Origin of the sequence: Actinobacillus ureae ATCC 25976, assembly GCF_000188255.1 — a bacterium.
Classification (GTDB): Bacteria; Pseudomonadota; Gammaproteobacteria; order Enterobacterales; family Pasteurellaceae; genus Actinobacillus; species Actinobacillus ureae.
This window is the reverse complement of sequence record NZ_GL831080.1, coordinates 1,128,933-1,143,373: the sequence shown is the minus strand read 5'-3', so window position 1 is coordinate 1,143,373 and position 14,441 is coordinate 1,128,933. Positions and strand designations below refer to the sequence as shown.

14 protein-coding genes are annotated in these 14,441 nt (G+C 39.8%); 2 read left to right on the top strand and 12 right to left on the bottom strand.

Features of this window, described 5'->3' with window-relative positions; translation table 11 throughout:
• Window positions 1-164: 164 nt before the first annotated feature.
• The 4 genes from HMPREF0027_RS05390 to pheS all read right to left on the bottom strand — a co-directional run bounded on the left by HMPREF0027_RS05390 (window position 165) and on the right by pheS (window position 4,541).
• Window positions 165-689: an NlpC/P60 family protein gene (locus HMPREF0027_RS05390; protein WP_005622836.1), complete on the bottom strand. Its 525-nt coding sequence runs from the start codon at window positions 687-689 to the stop codon at window positions 165-167.
• 65 nt (window positions 690-754) lie between these two features.
• Window positions 755-1,051 (bottom strand): integration host factor subunit alpha, encoded by a 297-nt coding sequence (locus HMPREF0027_RS05385; protein WP_005596864.1) that lies wholly within the window; start codon window positions 1,049-1,051, stop codon window positions 755-757.
• A 17-nt stretch (window positions 1,052-1,068) separates the two neighbouring features.
• Window positions 1,069-3,456, bottom strand: a complete 2,388-nt coding sequence (gene pheT / locus HMPREF0027_RS05380) for a phenylalanine--tRNA ligase subunit beta (RefSeq protein WP_005622835.1) — start codon at window positions 3,454-3,456, stop codon at window positions 1,069-1,071.
• 98 nt (window positions 3,457-3,554) lie between these two features.
• Window positions 3,555-4,541 carry a phenylalanine--tRNA ligase subunit alpha gene (pheS, locus tag HMPREF0027_RS05375; RefSeq protein WP_005622834.1) on the bottom strand — a complete coding sequence of 329 codons (987 nt, stop codon included), beginning with the start codon at window positions 4,539-4,541 and terminating at the stop codon, window positions 3,555-3,557.
• A 277-nt stretch (window positions 4,542-4,818) separates the two neighbouring features.
• Between pheS and HMPREF0027_RS05370 the strand changes: the two genes are divergently transcribed.
• On the top strand, window positions 4,819-5,481 hold the full coding sequence (locus HMPREF0027_RS05370; RefSeq protein WP_044024297.1) for an NAD(P)H-dependent oxidoreductase: 663 nt from the start codon (window positions 4,819-4,821) through the stop codon (window positions 5,479-5,481).
• Between the two features lie 103 nt (window positions 5,482-5,584).
• Here HMPREF0027_RS05370 and HMPREF0027_RS05365 read toward each other — a convergent pair whose 3' ends face one another.
• The 7 genes from HMPREF0027_RS05365 to rplM form a co-directional block, all read right to left on the bottom strand.
• On the bottom strand, window positions 5,585-6,910 hold the full coding sequence (locus HMPREF0027_RS05365) for an L-cystine transporter (RefSeq protein ID WP_005622832.1): 1,326 nt from the start codon (window positions 6,908-6,910) through the stop codon (window positions 5,585-5,587).
• Window positions 6,911-7,005: 95 nt separating this feature from the next.
• Window positions 7,006-7,776: a Zn-ribbon-containing protein gene (locus tag HMPREF0027_RS05360; RefSeq protein WP_005622831.1), complete on the bottom strand. Its 771-nt coding sequence runs from the start codon at window positions 7,774-7,776 to the stop codon at window positions 7,006-7,008.
• Window positions 7,757-8,680, bottom strand: a complete 924-nt coding sequence (locus HMPREF0027_RS05355) for a cation diffusion facilitator family transporter (RefSeq protein ID WP_005622830.1) — start codon at window positions 8,678-8,680, stop codon at window positions 7,757-7,759. Before HMPREF0027_RS05355 ends, HMPREF0027_RS05360 begins: the two co-directional genes overlap by 20 nt.
• A gap of 28 nt (window positions 8,681-8,708) precedes the next feature.
• On the bottom strand, window positions 8,709-9,254 hold the full coding sequence (locus tag HMPREF0027_RS05350) for a hypothetical protein (RefSeq protein ID WP_005622829.1): 546 nt from the start codon (window positions 9,252-9,254) through the stop codon (window positions 8,709-8,711).
• The gene (gene yaaA, locus HMPREF0027_RS05345) at window positions 9,254-10,036 is read right to left on the bottom strand and encodes a peroxide stress protein YaaA (RefSeq protein ID WP_005622827.1); all 783 of its coding nucleotides are present in this window, start codon (window positions 10,034-10,036) and stop codon (window positions 9,254-9,256) included. The genes HMPREF0027_RS05350 and yaaA overlap by 1 nt, the downstream gene beginning before the upstream one ends.
• A gap of 120 nt (window positions 10,037-10,156) precedes the next feature.
• The gene (gene rpsI, locus HMPREF0027_RS05340; protein ID WP_005622826.1) at window positions 10,157-10,552 is read right to left on the bottom strand and encodes a 30S ribosomal protein S9; all 396 of its coding nucleotides are present in this window, start codon (window positions 10,550-10,552) and stop codon (window positions 10,157-10,159) included.
• Between the two features lie 16 nt (window positions 10,553-10,568).
• Complete coding sequence (rplM, locus tag HMPREF0027_RS05335; protein ID WP_005596850.1) at window positions 10,569-10,997, bottom strand: 50S ribosomal protein L13; 429 nt, start codon at window positions 10,995-10,997, stop codon at window positions 10,569-10,571.
• A gap of 308 nt (window positions 10,998-11,305) precedes the next feature.
• On the opposite strand from rplM, the gene HMPREF0027_RS05330 reads away from it, so the two are divergent.
• Window positions 11,306-11,695, top strand: coding sequence for a Z-ring associated ZapG family protein (locus tag HMPREF0027_RS05330; RefSeq protein WP_044024446.1), 390 nt, complete (start codon window positions 11,306-11,308; stop codon window positions 11,693-11,695).
• Window positions 11,696-11,753: 58 nt separating this feature from the next.
• Here the strand turns inward: HMPREF0027_RS05330 and glnD are convergent, their stop codons facing one another.
• On the bottom strand, window positions 11,754-14,333 hold the full coding sequence (glnD, locus tag HMPREF0027_RS05325; RefSeq protein ID WP_276324224.1) for a bifunctional uridylyltransferase/uridylyl-removing protein GlnD: 2,580 nt from the start codon (window positions 14,331-14,333) through the stop codon (window positions 11,754-11,756).
• Between the last annotated feature and the right edge of the window lie 108 nt (window positions 14,334-14,441).

Below are 14,441 nucleotides of genomic sequence, written 5' to 3'. Positions count from 1 at the left end.
GTTTAAAGATTGGCAAAAAGGATAAGTTTTTATTCATATTTTAAAAAAGTGGGTTAAAGCCTTGTAATATAAGGCTTTAACCCACTTTTTACCAACCTTTTTTGTCTACTATACCTAAATTTGAGACTTTTTTCTAAAAATGTGATCTCTGTCATATTTTTAAATTATAAACGACGAGCTTGCCAGAAGGTTCTCGACCAATATGGTGATTTCATATCTGAATAAATAACTCCTCCCTTGGTTGAAGCATGTAAGAACTGCCCGTTTTTTACATATACGCCAACATGTTTACCGTTAGGGCCTCGTCCTGTTTTAAAGAATACTAAATCACCAGTTCTAAGCTCATCACGATCGATTCTCGTCCCTTCTTTGGCTTGCTCTGAAGTCGTTCTCGGTAAGTCAATTCCAAATAAATCACGGAATGTCACTTGCATAAAGCCAGAACAATCAATACCTGCTTTGCTATTCCCACCTAAACGATAACGAGTACCTTTCCACTCATGTTGTTGTTCGCTCAAGCTGCTAATTGCCATAATCGGGTCAGATAAAGTGCTGTGGTGAGTACGGAAAATTCCTGCTCTTGCCTTAATTGGTCCTGATGTGTTATCACTACTTGAACATGCTGTTAATAGCGCTGCACAAGCTAAAATAGCAAACGAAGAAAATCGTTTTTTGTTGAATTTAGTCATATATTCACTGCCTATAAAAAAACATCCTACAGGCTTTATTTCGCCTGTAGAATGCTATAATTTTTTTATGCCTTCACTTTTACATTTTCGACTCTGTCTCTAAGCTTCTGACCGGGCTTGAATACCACTACTCGGCGAGCTGTCACGGCAACAGTTTCTCCGGTTTTAGGATTTCGCCCTGGGCGAGCATTCTTCTCACGTAACGAGAAATTACCAAAGCCAGATAGTTTAACCTCTTCGCCTTTCTCTAGAGAACTACGAATTTCTTCGAAAAATTGCTCTACAAAGAGCTTAGCGATACGTTTATCAAAGCCACATTTTTCAACGAGGCTTTCTGCGAGTTCAATTTTAGTGAGTGCCATAAAAATAATCCTTAAATCTAATCTCTTAGATATGCTTGGAAACGTTGTGCTAATTCAGCTAAGACTGCTTGAGTTACAGCTGAAATTTCTTCTTCTTCAAGCGTTTTTTCAGTGTCTTGAACCGTTAAGCTAATTGCTAAACTTTTCTTACCAGCTTCTAAATTTGTGCCATGGTAAACGTCAAATAAGTTTACTGCAACTAATTTTGAGCCACCTGCATTGCGACATGCATCTAATACATCACCAGCTGCTACATTCTCATCTACCACAACTGCAATATCACGATTATTCGCAGGGAATTTAGAAATTTCTTTTGCCGCAGGAATTGGACGGTTTGCAATCGCTTCCCCGAGAATCTCAAATACCACTGGTTTACCTTTAATACCAAGTTTTTGCACGATAGACGGATGCACAGAACCAATGAAGCCGATTTCTTTACCATCTAACATAATTGCCGCAGATTGTCCCGGATGTAATGCAGGGAATTGTTTTGCCACAAATTTTAAATCATGACGAGCTGAAGTTAGTGATAATACACGCTCCATATCGCCTTTCAAGTCGAAGAAATCTACCACTTCGTCTTTACTTTCCCAATGTACCGGACGTTTATCACCGACAATTGCTGCACCGAATACGAATTCTTGACGAACTCCTGATTCTGCTGTTGCATCTGGAATAAAGCGTAAACCGCCTTCAAAAATACGAACGCGTGTTTGCTGACGGCTTTGGTTGTAAACAATCGTATCTAATAAACCGGTTAAAAGCGATAAACGCATTGCTGACATTTCGCTTGAAATCGGGTTAGGTAGAATTAACGCTTCTTGATTCGGATGCAATAATGATTGTTTTTTCGGATCAACGAAGCTATATGTCACCACTTCTTGGTAATCACTATCCACTAATGCAGTACGAATACGGCTTGCTTCTAATAATTTCTCCGGTGTGCCTTTCATTGTTAAGTGTGCAAGCGGAGAATTATTTGGAATACTGTTATAGCCATAGATACGAGCAACTTCTTCGATAAGATCTTCTTCGATCTCAATGTCGAAACGCCAGCTTGGAGCTACCGCTGTCCAACTATCATTTGTAAAGGTTACGTTTAGACCTAAGCGAGTTAAAATATCAGTTACCGTTTCATTTTCAATATGGTGACCGATAACCGCATCTAATTTGCTACGACGTAAGGTAACCGTATTGCGTACAGGTAAGTGCTGTTCGCTTACTGCTTCAACGATTTCACCCGCTTCACCGCCACAAATTTCAAGTAATAATGCGGTTGCACGTTCCATCGCATCACGTGCTAATTGTGGGTCAACACCACGTTCGAAACGGTGTGATGCATCAGTGTGTAAGCCATATTGACGTGCGCGACCGGTAATCGCTAATGGTGCAAAGAATGCAGATTCTAATACTACGTCAGTCGTATTTTCATTTACGCCGCTTGCTTCACCACCAAAGATACCTGCCATCGCTAATGCCGCTTTGCTATCGGCAATGACTAAAGTATTTGGCTGTAATTTTGCGGTTGTACCGTCTAATAAAACTAATTCTTCACCTTCTTTTGCCATACGTACTTGGATAGCACCTTCAATTTTAGACGCATCAAAAGCGTGCATCGGTTGGCCAAGTTCTAACAGGCTTAAGTTAGTAATATCGACAATCGGATCGATTGAACGAATACCACAACGGCGTAATTTCTCTTGCAACCATAATGGTGAAGCTGCTTTTACGTTTACATTTTTCACAATACGAGCAAGGTAACGCGGGCAAGCTTCCGGCGCTTGTAATTCTATAGCCACTTTATCCGCAATCGTTGCAGGTACAGCTGAAATCACCGGCGATTTTACTTCCACTCGGTTAATTACGCCCACTTCACGTGCGATACCGGCAATGCTTAAGCAGTCCGCACGGTTTGGGGTTAAACTGATTTCAATTGCCACATCATTTAAATCTAAATATTCACGGAAATCTTTACCAATTGGCGCATCTGCCGGTAATTCGATAATACCGCTATGATCTTCTTTGATGCCTAATTCGGAATATGAACAAAGCATACCTTCAGACGGCTGACCGCGTAATTTGGTTTTCTTAATTTTAAAATCGCCCGGTAATACAGCGCCTTCCGTTGCACATGCCACTTTTAAGCCCTGACGGCAGTTCAGTGCACCACATACGATATCTAATAAGCGATCACCGCCTACATTTACTTTAGTTACACGTAATTTATCCGCATCCGGGTGTTGAGCACATTCAACCACTTCACCCACAACTACACCGGTAAATGCGCCGGCAACCAGTTCAACAGCATCGACTTCTAAACCTAACATGGTGATTTGGTCGCATAATTGCTCTGTTGATACTGCAGGATTTACCCACTCACGCAACCAAGATTCATTAAATTTCATTTTATATCCTCTATTTTCTTACACGGAATTTGCAAAATTTCACTTAATTTTGACCGCTTGTCATTCCCGTGTATTCAGTGAATTTCCGTAGCTAACTATTATTTAAATTGTTTTAAGAAACGTAAGTCATTTTCAAAGAACGAACGTAAATCCGTTACGTTGTATCGTAACATTGTTAAACGCTCAACGCCCATGCCTACCGCAAAACCACTATATTCTTCCGGATCGATACCTACGTTACGTAATACATTTGGATGCACCATACCACAACCTAATACTTCTAACCATTTACCGTTTTGACGCATTACGTCCACCTCAGCCGAAGGCTCTGTGAATGGGAAAAATGACGGACGGAAACGCACTTGTAAATCTTCTTCGAAAAACGCTTTTAAGAAATCGTGAATCAAACCTTTTAACTCGGTAAAGTTGGCCTTTTTGTCCACATAAAGCAATTCGATTTGATGGAACATCGGTGTGTGTGTTTGGTCGTAGTCGTTACGATATACACGACCCGGTGCCACAATACGGATTGGTGGCTGCATATTTTCCATCGTACGAATTTGTACACCTGATGTTTGTGTACGTAATAAACGTTGCGCATCAAACCAAAACGTATCGTGATCCGCTCGTGCCGGGTGATGAGCAGGAATATTTAACGCATCAAAGTTATAGTAATCCGTTTCGATTTCCGGACCGCTTGCCACGGTAAAACCTAATTCAGAGAAGAATTTTACGACTCGTTCAATTGTGATTGAGATTGGGTGTAAACCGCCTAATTCGGTTTTACGACCCGGTAATGATACGTCGATACGTTCTGCCGCTAATTTTGCATTTAATGCTTCTTGTTCCCATGCTTCTTTTTTCGCATTTAAAATATCAAGAATTGTTTGCTTCGCTTCATTGATTTTCGCACCGATTGCCGGACGCTCTTCCGCCGAAACATTGCGTAATTCTTGCATTAACGCAGTAAAATGACCTTTCTTACCGAAATATTCAACACGGAACTCTTCTAACGCATCTAAACCTTGATCTAAGGCATCTAAAGCATTTCTCGCTTTCTCTGTTAATTCTTTTAGGTGTTGCATTACCTATCCTCTAAATATATTGATGAAAAATTATTGCGATGATAATACTTTGCCTGAAGAAAGTAAATGTAAAGTTAGGCTAAAGTGTTGATTTTTAAGGTTTCACAAAAACAATTAATTTGAATGATTTATCTATACAAGCGGTTTATTTTTGGAGTTTTTTTGCAAAAATTAGAAATAAAACAAAGTTTGGTGATTTGCTTTTATGAAGCATTAGCTTAATAGTTGAGAAAAGCGTATTATCACAGAGTTTACTACCACTATGAATGAGGAAATTATGTCACATATTGCCAAACAAGACGTTCTAGACGCATTTAGCTTCCGTGCTGCTTGTCGTAGCTATGACCCGGCTAAAAAAATCAGCCGTGAAGATATGGAATATATTTTAGAGCTCGGTAGATTATCACCAAGTTCTGTAGGTTCCGAACCTTGGAAATTCATTGTGCTGCAAAATGCAGTTATCCGTGAAAAAATTGTGCCGGTTTCTTGGGGAATCAAGCATCCAATGCACGAAATGAGCCATTTAGTCGTGATCTTAGCTAAGAAAAATGCGAGATACGATTCGGATTTCTTCCACCAAGGCTTATCAAAACGTGGCTTAACACCGGAACAAATGGAAGCCACTATTGCTCGTTATAAATCGTTCCAAACCGATGATATTAAAGTGTTAGAAAGTGATCGTACTTTATTCGACTGGTGCTCGAAACAAACTTATATTGCACTCGCAAATATGATGACCGGCGCAGCAATGATTGGGATTGACTCTTGCCCGATTGAAGGCTTTAACTATGATGCGGTAAACGAAATTTTAGCGAAAGAAGGCTTATTTGACACTAACGAATACGGTGTTTCTTGTATGGTGACCTTCGGTTATCGTGCGAAACCGATTACCAAAAAATACCGTAAGCCGGCTGAAGATGTGATCAGTTGGGTGGAATAAATCTTATTATTCATACCAATAACAAAGGGGCTTAAGCCCCTTTTTCTATTTTCGATAACAAGCGGTCAAATTTCATAAAAATTTTACCAAAAATCACCGCTTGTTATGCTCGATTAAGCCACTTGTTACTTAATGTTCCTGCCACCATTGAACCGTTTACATTTAATGCGGTGCGTCCCATATCAATTAACGGCTCAACTGAAATTAATAAGCCAACCAATTCAATCGGTAAATTTAAGGTGGAAAGTACTACAATCGCTGCAAAAGTTGCTCCGCCGCCTACACCGGCAATACCGAATGAAGAAATCGCTACCACCAAAATTAACGTGACAACGTAGCTGAGACTAAACGGATCTATACCTACCGTTGGCGCTACCATCACTGCTAACATTGCAGGATAAATCCCCGCACAACCGTTTTGCCCAATAGTTGCACCAAACGTCGCCGAGAAATTAGCAATAACATTATTATTACCCAATTTATCGGTTTGCGTTTCGATATTTAACGGTAAAGTCGCTGCACTTGAACGAGAAGTAAAAGCAAAACTCAGCGTTGGTAACACTTTTTTATAATAATCAAACGGATTCACTTTTGCCACGAAAAGCAAAATACCATGCACTAAAAACATTAAGCCGATTGCTAAGTAGGAAGCAACGATAAAGCTACCCAAATTAACAATATCTTCCCATTTTGAAGTAGCTGCCATTTTTAGCATGAGTGCAAATACGCCGTAAGGGGTTAAGCGAATCACGAAACGAACTAAACGCATAATCAGTTTATTTAAGGTATCAACGCCAGTTGCAATACGCTCGCCCAATGCTGCATCTTCTTTAGCTAGGCTTAATGCCGCTACACCTAAAAATGCAGAGAAAATGACTGTACTAATAATTGAGGTTGGATTTGCACCGGTTAATTCTAAGAATGGATTTTTTGGAATAAAAGAGACTAACATTGCCGGTATAGATAAATTTGACACTTGCTCTACACCCCCCGCCACTTTGCCTTGCGCAGCTAATTCTCTCTCACCAGCTACTAATCCTTCCGCTGATAAATCAAATAAATACACCATTGCAATACCGATTGCAGCCGCAATTGCAGTGGTCACTAATAAAACCGATAACACACTAAAGCTGATTTTACCGAGTGATCCTGCCTGTTTTAAACGAGCAATCGCCGATAAAATCGAAACAAATACTAACGGCATCACGATCATTTGTAATAAACGCACATAACCGTTACCGACTAAATTCACCCACTCTAACGTTGCGTCAATTTCTGACTTTTGGTAAAAATTTTGCAAAATCGCACCGCTTACCCCCCCAAGTAATAAGCCAACAAAAACAGTTTGTCCTAATTTTTGCGTATTTTTATACAGTAAAAACAGTAGGAATAGTAACGCTGTAAACACAGCGAAATTAAGGATAATCATCTAAATCTCCAGCACAATAAAAATAAAAGCGAGAATATAACTCTCGCCCTATATTTTCAATATAACTTTCTCATTTTATAGCACTAAAAGTTATATTATTGTACTTCCCAGCTTAAATTAGAGATTAAACGACATTTATCGCACTTAAAGTGGAACACTTGATGCAACGGTTGTGCCAATTTCCATTCTCCTTGGCATTTAGGGCATTTGCGCTGATGTTCTGCAGTTAAATCATTACCTAAACGATATAAATAATAGAAAGTTGGCACACCACTTAACGTTTCAAGCTGATGGCAAAGATCTATTCCCATTTGTGAAAGTTCGCTATCGACTTCACTAATTTGTGCTAAAGCCTGTTGCTCCAGCGCTCCGCCATTCATTTGCAACTGATCGCAAGCTTGCCAGCTTTCTTGCCATTTAATCAGATGTTCACCAAGCTGTTGCTGCTGTTTTGTAGCCTGATAGAGCGGAATCGCACAAAAATCCTCACCACCATAAACCGGCGAGCAACTGTCTAAATGGGTAGTATAAAGAATTTGGAATACTTGTTGCTCAATTTCGCTAGTTTGTTCCGCTTGATAATCTCTGCCGACAATCTCAAACGAATCGAACTCTACGCCATTTTCCTCTGCCTGTAATAATGCCTCATTAACTTCTGCACTATTCCATTCTGGCATTAAGCTAGTTTGCTCCGGAGTTGACACTCTTACTTGGAAATGGGGTTGTGGATTTTGGTGATAAGTTACCGCAAATTCTCGCCCGATAATCTGTCCGTTAAAACGCCACTGATTAACAATTTGATTAATAAGCGTGACAGGATCGCTTTCAAAATTTTGATAACTAAAATTAGCGATAACTTGGTACATAATCTTTTACTTGTCCTAATTTAAGTTCTTGCTGAACAATTGAAGTCGGCTCTTGGTGAATAATAATTTCCGAACGAGGAAAAATCGCTAGAATTTTCTGCTCTAACAAATCAGTAATATCATGCGCTTCCAATAACGTTAAGTTATCTTCTAGTTCCAAATGGAGCTGAATAAAACGTACAGCCCCAACTTGGCGTGTCAGTAAATCATGAATACCAATAATACGTTCGTGTTTGGCGGCAAGCTCTAAAATTTGATCGATTTCTTCTTTTGGTAATGCCTGATCTAGTAGTACTTGTACCGCTTCCCAAAACATTTTAAAAGCATTAATACCGATATATAGTGCAATCCCAATTGCAAAAATCGCATCGACATAAACAAAACCGTACAGGCTTAGTAACATAGCGACTAGAATCGCGGTATTCATCAACAAATCCGTTTGATAATGCAGAGAATCTGCCGCAATTGCCGGACTTTTAGTTAAAGCCACAGTGCGTTTTTGATACCACACTAAAGCGCCGGTCACGATAATCGAAATCAGGCTGACAGCTATCCCTATTTCCGATCCTTCAATAATATGCGGGTGCATCAATTTATGAATGCCTTGTAGTACTAAGAACACCGCCGAGCCACCGATAAACGCACTTTGAGCAATCGCAGCAAGCGATTCTGCTTTGCCATGCCCGAATGTATGATTTTCATCTGCCGGTAACAGTGCAAAACGTAGCATTAAGATATTGGTGATCGAGGCCAATAAGTCCACAACCGAATCGGTTACTGCCGCTAAAATCGAAATCGAGCCGGTTTTCCACCATGCAAACGTCTTGATAACAATCAGCGAGCAAGCCACTAAAATCGCAAGATTTGCCGCTCTTTTCACTAACTTAATATATTGCTGTTCCATACTCCCCCCAAGTATGTACTCTTTATCCTTACTTGCACGTAATTAACCACGGCATTGCTGCTAACTGCTGTGCCAATTGAATTAACGAAGTTTGATAAGCGGTCGAATTTTGCCATTTTTTTGCAATCACAGCACGTTTGTCCGAATATTGAATTTGCCCATAGCCACACTGTAAATCTTTGCCTCGAGAGACCTCAAGTAATATGTCATTAAAACGTTCTGTCGGCGGATAAATCACTTCGCTACGCAATTCTTGTTGTTCAATACTTACCTTAGATTGCGTATTATTTTGTTGCGCAAATGCCGCTTGGCGAAGTGCTACTCGCTGTTGCAAAGTTTTCCCTTGAGAATTTTGATCTAAAAAGAACAAAATCCCATTATGCCAATTTTCCGGATCTTGCTGACTATCCGCAGGTAAATAAAGTAATTGACGCATTTCATCAATACGATTATCCGTTACCTTTACATAAGATTTACCTTGGAAATCCACTTTTCCCGGTAAATCAAATTGCTTTTGGGTGAGGCTACAAGCGGTTAAAAACAGTGAAAATCCTGCAAGAAAAAGCCAACGCATTACGCCTGCTCCTCACGTTTAAAGACAAGCTCTGTTGTACTGGAAGACTCTTCATCAAACCAATAGCCACCGTAATTAAACGCTTTTAACTGATCCATGTTAGTCGGTTGATGTTCTAAAATAAAACGTACCATCATACCGCGCGCTTTTTTCGCATAGAAACTGATTTGCTTAAACTTGCCGTTCTTTTCATCTAAGAATACCGGTTTAATAACGGTCGCTTGTAACTGTTTTGCTTTTACTGCACCATAATATTCGTCCGAAGCAAGGTTCACTAAGATGTTATCGCCTTGTTCATCAATCGCTGTCTGTAAATGTTGAGTAATAATATCGCCCCAAAACGCATAAAGATCTTTGCCCTGCGGATTCACTAACTTCGTTCCCATTTCTAAGCGGTACGGCTGCATTAAATCCAGCGGTTTTAATAAACCGTATAAGCCGGATAGCATACGTAAATGCGTCTGTGTGTATTCTACTTGCGCCTGAGTAAGCGTTTCTGCATCCAGTCCGGTATAAACATCACCTTTAAATGCAAATAAAGCCACTTTAGCATTTTGTTCGTTATGTTCCAGTTGCCATTCTGCAAAACGAGCTACATTCAGACTAGCGAGTTTATCGCTGATCGACATTAATGAGCCTAATTCAGCCGGTGCAAATTGTTTACAGATATCGACAAGTTGTTGGCTATAAGCGGTTAATTTCGGTTGAGAATTTGCAAATGGGAAATTAGGTGCGGGCGTTTCAAAATCTAATGTTTTGGCAGGAGAAATAATGGCTAACATAAAAAATCCTTGGTTAAAAATTTGACTTATTTTAGCACTTGTCAGGCGATAAAAACAGAAAAGGCAGGAATAATCCTGCCTTCTGCTGATAATACTTTCGTATATCGGTAATACTCGAAATTAACGTTTTGAGTATTGTGGACGACGACGTGCTTTGTGTAAACCCACTTTTTTACGTTCAACGCGACGTGCGTCACGAGTAACGAAGCCAGCTGCACGTAATGCAGGGCGTAAAGTTTCGTCGTATTCCATTAATGCACGTGTGATACCGTGACGGATCGCACCTGCTTGACCAGAAATACCACCACCTTTAACAGTGATGTATAAATCTAATTTATCTAATAACTCAACTAATTCTAATGGTTGACGAACTACCATGCGTGAAGTTTCACGACCGAAGTAAACGTCTAAAGAACGTTGGTTGATGGTAATATTACCACTGCCCGGTTTGATAAATACACGAGCTGAAGAGCTTTTGCGGCGACCTGTGCCGTAGTTTTGATTTGCTGCTGTCATTTTCGATGCTCCGTGATTAGATGTCTAAAACTTGTGGTTGTTGTGCAGCGTGGTTGTGTTCGTTACCTGCGTAAACTTTTAATTTACGGAACATTTCACGGCCTAAAGGACCTTTTGGTAACATACCTTTAACTGCGATCTCGATCACTGCTTCTGGACGACGTGCAATCATTTCTTTGAAAGTTGCATCTTTGATGCCACCTACGTAGCCAGTGTGCCAGTAGTAAATTTTATCAGTTTCTTTTTTGCCAGTTACTGCTACTTTCTCTGCGTTGATAACGATGATGTAATCACCTGTATCTACGTGTGGAGTATATTCAGCTTTATGTTTACCGCGTAAACGGCGTGCTAATTCAGTAGCTAAACGACCTAAAGTTTTACCTGTCGCATCTACTACATACCAGTCACGTTTTACTGTTTCTGGTTTTGCTACAAAAGTTTTCATTAATTAAATACCAATAATTTTAGTTATAACCCAATCCACTTATAAACAAGTGGATTACCTATATGACGGTAGAATCCGACCCCTTCGAGTCAAAATCTGACCAAACTTGTTCGGTGGGAAAGTCCAAACAAAACAGGGTGCGATGATTATACAGATATTTTCCCTAAAAAGCTAAGTTTTTTTGCATTAAATCTAAGAAATGTTGAAAAGCTCAAATTTTCAGAATTTAATCGCTTAAATCCTTTCTCTTGCCTAACGGAACATGATACAAAAAGCTAAGTTTTCACTACCGAGAGGAATCTATTATGATGGGACAATGGACACCAGATGTTTGGTCTGCAATTGGCGTTGCCTTTGTGATTGGCATCATTGTAGGATGCGTGATTGTACGAGCATTCAAAGGCAATGTGCAGCAACATATCCAATTAGAAAATGAACTTAAAGAAACCAAAACGAAAGTGGAAGAACAAAAGCAGCAACTTGAGCAACATTTTGAACAATCCGCAGCTTTATTCTCAACACTTGCTGAAGATTACAAAAAATTGTATCAGCACTTAGCAAAAGGCTCAGAAAAACTATTACCTGAGGCCGAACAGTTGGATTTTTTCAAACAATCGCAGCTTCCGCCCAAACATGAAAATAGTGAAGACCAACCGAGAGATTATTCGGAAGGTTCTTCTGGTTTATTAAAATCGTAAAATTTTATTGAAAAAAGACCGCTTATTTGAATATTTCCTGATAAGCGGTCTTTTTCAGCTAGGCATTCAATTCTTCCAACAAACTGGCTTTCAGCTGTTTTTGTTGCTCTTTACTTAACGCCTGATTTTGAGCGGTACAAACCACAAAGAAATCCTCTACTCGTTCGCCGATAGTCGTAATTTTGGCATTGACTAATACCAACTCTAACTGTCCAAAAATGTGGCTGACTTGGGCAAGCAATCCTTCTCTGTCTAAAGTAAATAACTCGAATGAAGTTTGGTTTGGATGTTCATCCGAGAGAAATTTGACTTTGGTTGCACGTTTAAAAGACTGGTGTTTTACCGGCTTTTTCAATAATTTAAAGCTGACGCTTTCTGCATCGCTTAATACTCGCTGCAAAGATTGACAGACTTGTTCACAACGCATTGAATCCAGTTCTGCTCCGCTTAATTCCGTGACAATAAAGCTATCGAACACTAAACCATTCTCACAAGTAATAATTTGTGCATCGTGAATACTGATCTTTTTCTGGCTCAATGCTTGGGCAATGCGCGCAAATAATTGCGGCTGGTCATGACAATGTACAAAAATTTCAGTCGCCCCTCGTGCATATTCATTACTAACCAAGATCATTGGTAACGTTTTATGTTTCAGATAGCCCAATGCGTGCCAAACCAGCTGCTTTGGTGTATTACGTAAAAAATAACTATCGGGACAAGGCGCCCAAAAGTCTTGCAAGCGTGTTCGTTCTAGAGGCGATAAGGCAAACTTTATTAGATCTAACGCCTCCAAACGATTTTGCTGACTAACACGTTGATAATCCAGACGTTTTTCCAATTCCTCGATAGTAAATTGATAAAGTTGCGTAAACAGAGAACGCTTCCAATCATTCCATAAACTTTCATTAGTTGCGCAAATATCCGAAATGGTTAGGCACATCAAATCGGTTAAAGCGGTCGAATTTCCCACTATTTTTGCAAAACTTTTTACCACGGCAGGATCATGAATATCACGCCGTTGTGCAGTTAATGACATGGTTAAATGTTCTCGCACCAACCATGTGATTTGTTGTGCTTCCGCTTCGGAAAAACCGTGTAATACAGCAAACTGATAAGCATCAACAGCCCCTACTTGAGCATGATCGCCTTCCCGCCCTTTCCCAATATCATGAAATAACGCTGCAAAATATAAAATTGGCTTATGCATACAAGCTTGGAAATATTTACAGCACAAAGGATGTAACTCTTCAGCTTCATTGGTTAAAAAGCTTTCCAATTTCTGCATAACTCGAATGATATGCTCATCGACTGTATAGATATGGAACAAATCAAATTGCATCAGTCCTTTAATGCCATCCCACTGTGGCAGATAGGCGGATAACACGCCTAGTTGATGCATTGGTATAATCGCACGTTCCACCACCTTCGGCTGAGAAAATAAGGAGATAAAACGGGCTCTAGCCTCAGCATCCATAGATAACGGCTGTTGCTGTTTTTTTAATGCCAACCGTAAATTACGTAGTGTGATAGCATTAGCTTTAGCTTCGGGATACTGAGTTAAATAGAAAAAAAGATCTAAAATTGACACCGGATCTTGCGTAAAACATCGGCGATGACGGCAAATAATCTCTGTTCCTTGTAAATAGTAGTTCTGATCAAGTGGTCGTTTTTCCGCAATATTTTGCTGACCGAGAATAATTTGCTCAAAGTTATCCAATAGCAATTGGCTAAGTTGAGAAATAGATTGGGTTGCTTGGAAAAACGCTTTCATCATTGCTTCAACCGGCTGATTTCCCTCACCTCGGTAGCCTAATTGCGCGCTTAACTGTAGCTGACGATCAAAGCGCAGGCGATTATCATAACGCTTAAGCTGCAAGTGCAATGCAAAACGCATCCGGAAAAGCACCGCTTGCGCTTCATTCAGTTCACTAAATTCCTCAGGGAAAAGAATCCCTTTATTCAATAAACTTTCAAACGCATAAGTACCAAAGTGTCTTAATGAGATCCAAGCAATCAAATGTAGATCTCGCAACCCGCCCGGGCTGTGTTTTAAATCAGGCTCAAGGTTATAACTGGTATTATGATAACGCGCATATCGCTCATTTCGCTCTTGCATTTTAGCGCTAAAGAAGCGATCAATCGGCCAAAAATCTTCCGTATATAAGCTTTCAAATAGTGCCTGCCACAGTGCTTTATTACCGATTAAATAACGCCCTTCATACATATTGGTCGCTACTGATAATTCACTTTTGCCAATTTCGATACATTCTTCGATCGTACGAATACTCGCGCCAACTTGTAATTTACTGTCCCATAGCAAATTAAATAGTTCATTCAGCCTTGAATGCGTTTCATCATCTAATGTTTGCGTTGCAATCACCAAAATATCTAAATCGGACAACGGAAACACCTCTCGCCTACCGTAGCTCCCGACAGCGATAAGCGTTAAATCTTGGCGTGCTGCAAAGCCGAATTGTTGCCATAAATTCAGTAATAACTGATCATAAAAATCGCTACGTTGGCGCAACAATGTAACGACTTCTGTTGTAGCAAAATCATTTTTTTGCTGCAAATTAAATTCTGAAAGTTGTGTTTTTAAGATCGTGTTTGTCATCTTTTTAGCTCTAAAATACGCTATGCATCACTAGCAGTTAGCACAAACAAAATAACATCAGCAAGATTAAAGATAAATAAAAAAGCGGTTAGAATTGATCTGCCCCCCAAAAGTTGGACTAAACCTCCAACA

Bases quoted from the DNA above. Each gene is read 5' to 3' on its own strand.
- pheS (WP_005622834.1), bottom strand. From the start codon at position 4,541: ATGCAACACCTAAAAGAATTAACAGAGAAAGCGAGAAATGCTTTAGAT.
- rpsI (WP_005622826.1), bottom strand. From the start codon at position 10,552: ATGACAGCAGCAAATCAAAACTACGGCACAGGTCGCCGCAAAAGCTCT.
- HMPREF0027_RS05350 (WP_005622829.1), bottom strand. From the start codon at position 9,254: ATGCGTTGGCTTTTTCTTGCAGGATTTTCACTGTTTTTAACCGCTTGT.
- yaaA (WP_005622827.1), bottom strand. From the start codon at position 10,036: ATGTTAGCCATTATTTCTCCTGCCAAAACATTAGATTTTGAAACGCCC.
- HMPREF0027_RS05370 (WP_044024297.1), top strand. From the start codon at position 4,819: ATGTCACATATTGCCAAACAAGACGTTCTAGACGCATTTAGCTTCCGT.
- pheT (WP_005622835.1), bottom strand. From the start codon at position 3,456: ATGAAATTTAATGAATCTTGGTTGCGTGAGTGGGTAAATCCTGCAGTA.
- HMPREF0027_RS05390 (WP_005622836.1), bottom strand. From the start codon at position 689: ATGACTAAATTCAACAAAAAACGATTTTCTTCGTTTGCTATTTTAGCT.
- HMPREF0027_RS05360 (WP_005622831.1), bottom strand. From the start codon at position 7,776: ATGTACCAAGTTATCGCTAATTTTAGTTATCAAAATTTTGAAAGCGAT.
- rplM (WP_005596850.1), bottom strand. From the start codon at position 10,997: ATGAAAACTTTTGTAGCAAAACCAGAAACAGTAAAACGTGACTGGTAT.
- HMPREF0027_RS05355 (WP_005622830.1), bottom strand. From the start codon at position 8,680: ATGGAACAGCAATATATTAAGTTAGTGAAAAGAGCGGCAAATCTTGCG.
- HMPREF0027_RS05330 (WP_044024446.1), top strand. From the start codon at position 11,306: ATGGGACAATGGACACCAGATGTTTGGTCTGCAATTGGCGTTGCCTTT.
- HMPREF0027_RS05365 (WP_005622832.1), bottom strand. From the start codon at position 6,910: ATGATTATCCTTAATTTCGCTGTGTTTACAGCGTTACTATTCCTACTG.
- HMPREF0027_RS05385 (WP_005596864.1), bottom strand. From the start codon at position 1,051: ATGGCACTCACTAAAATTGAACTCGCAGAAAGCCTCGTTGAAAAATGT.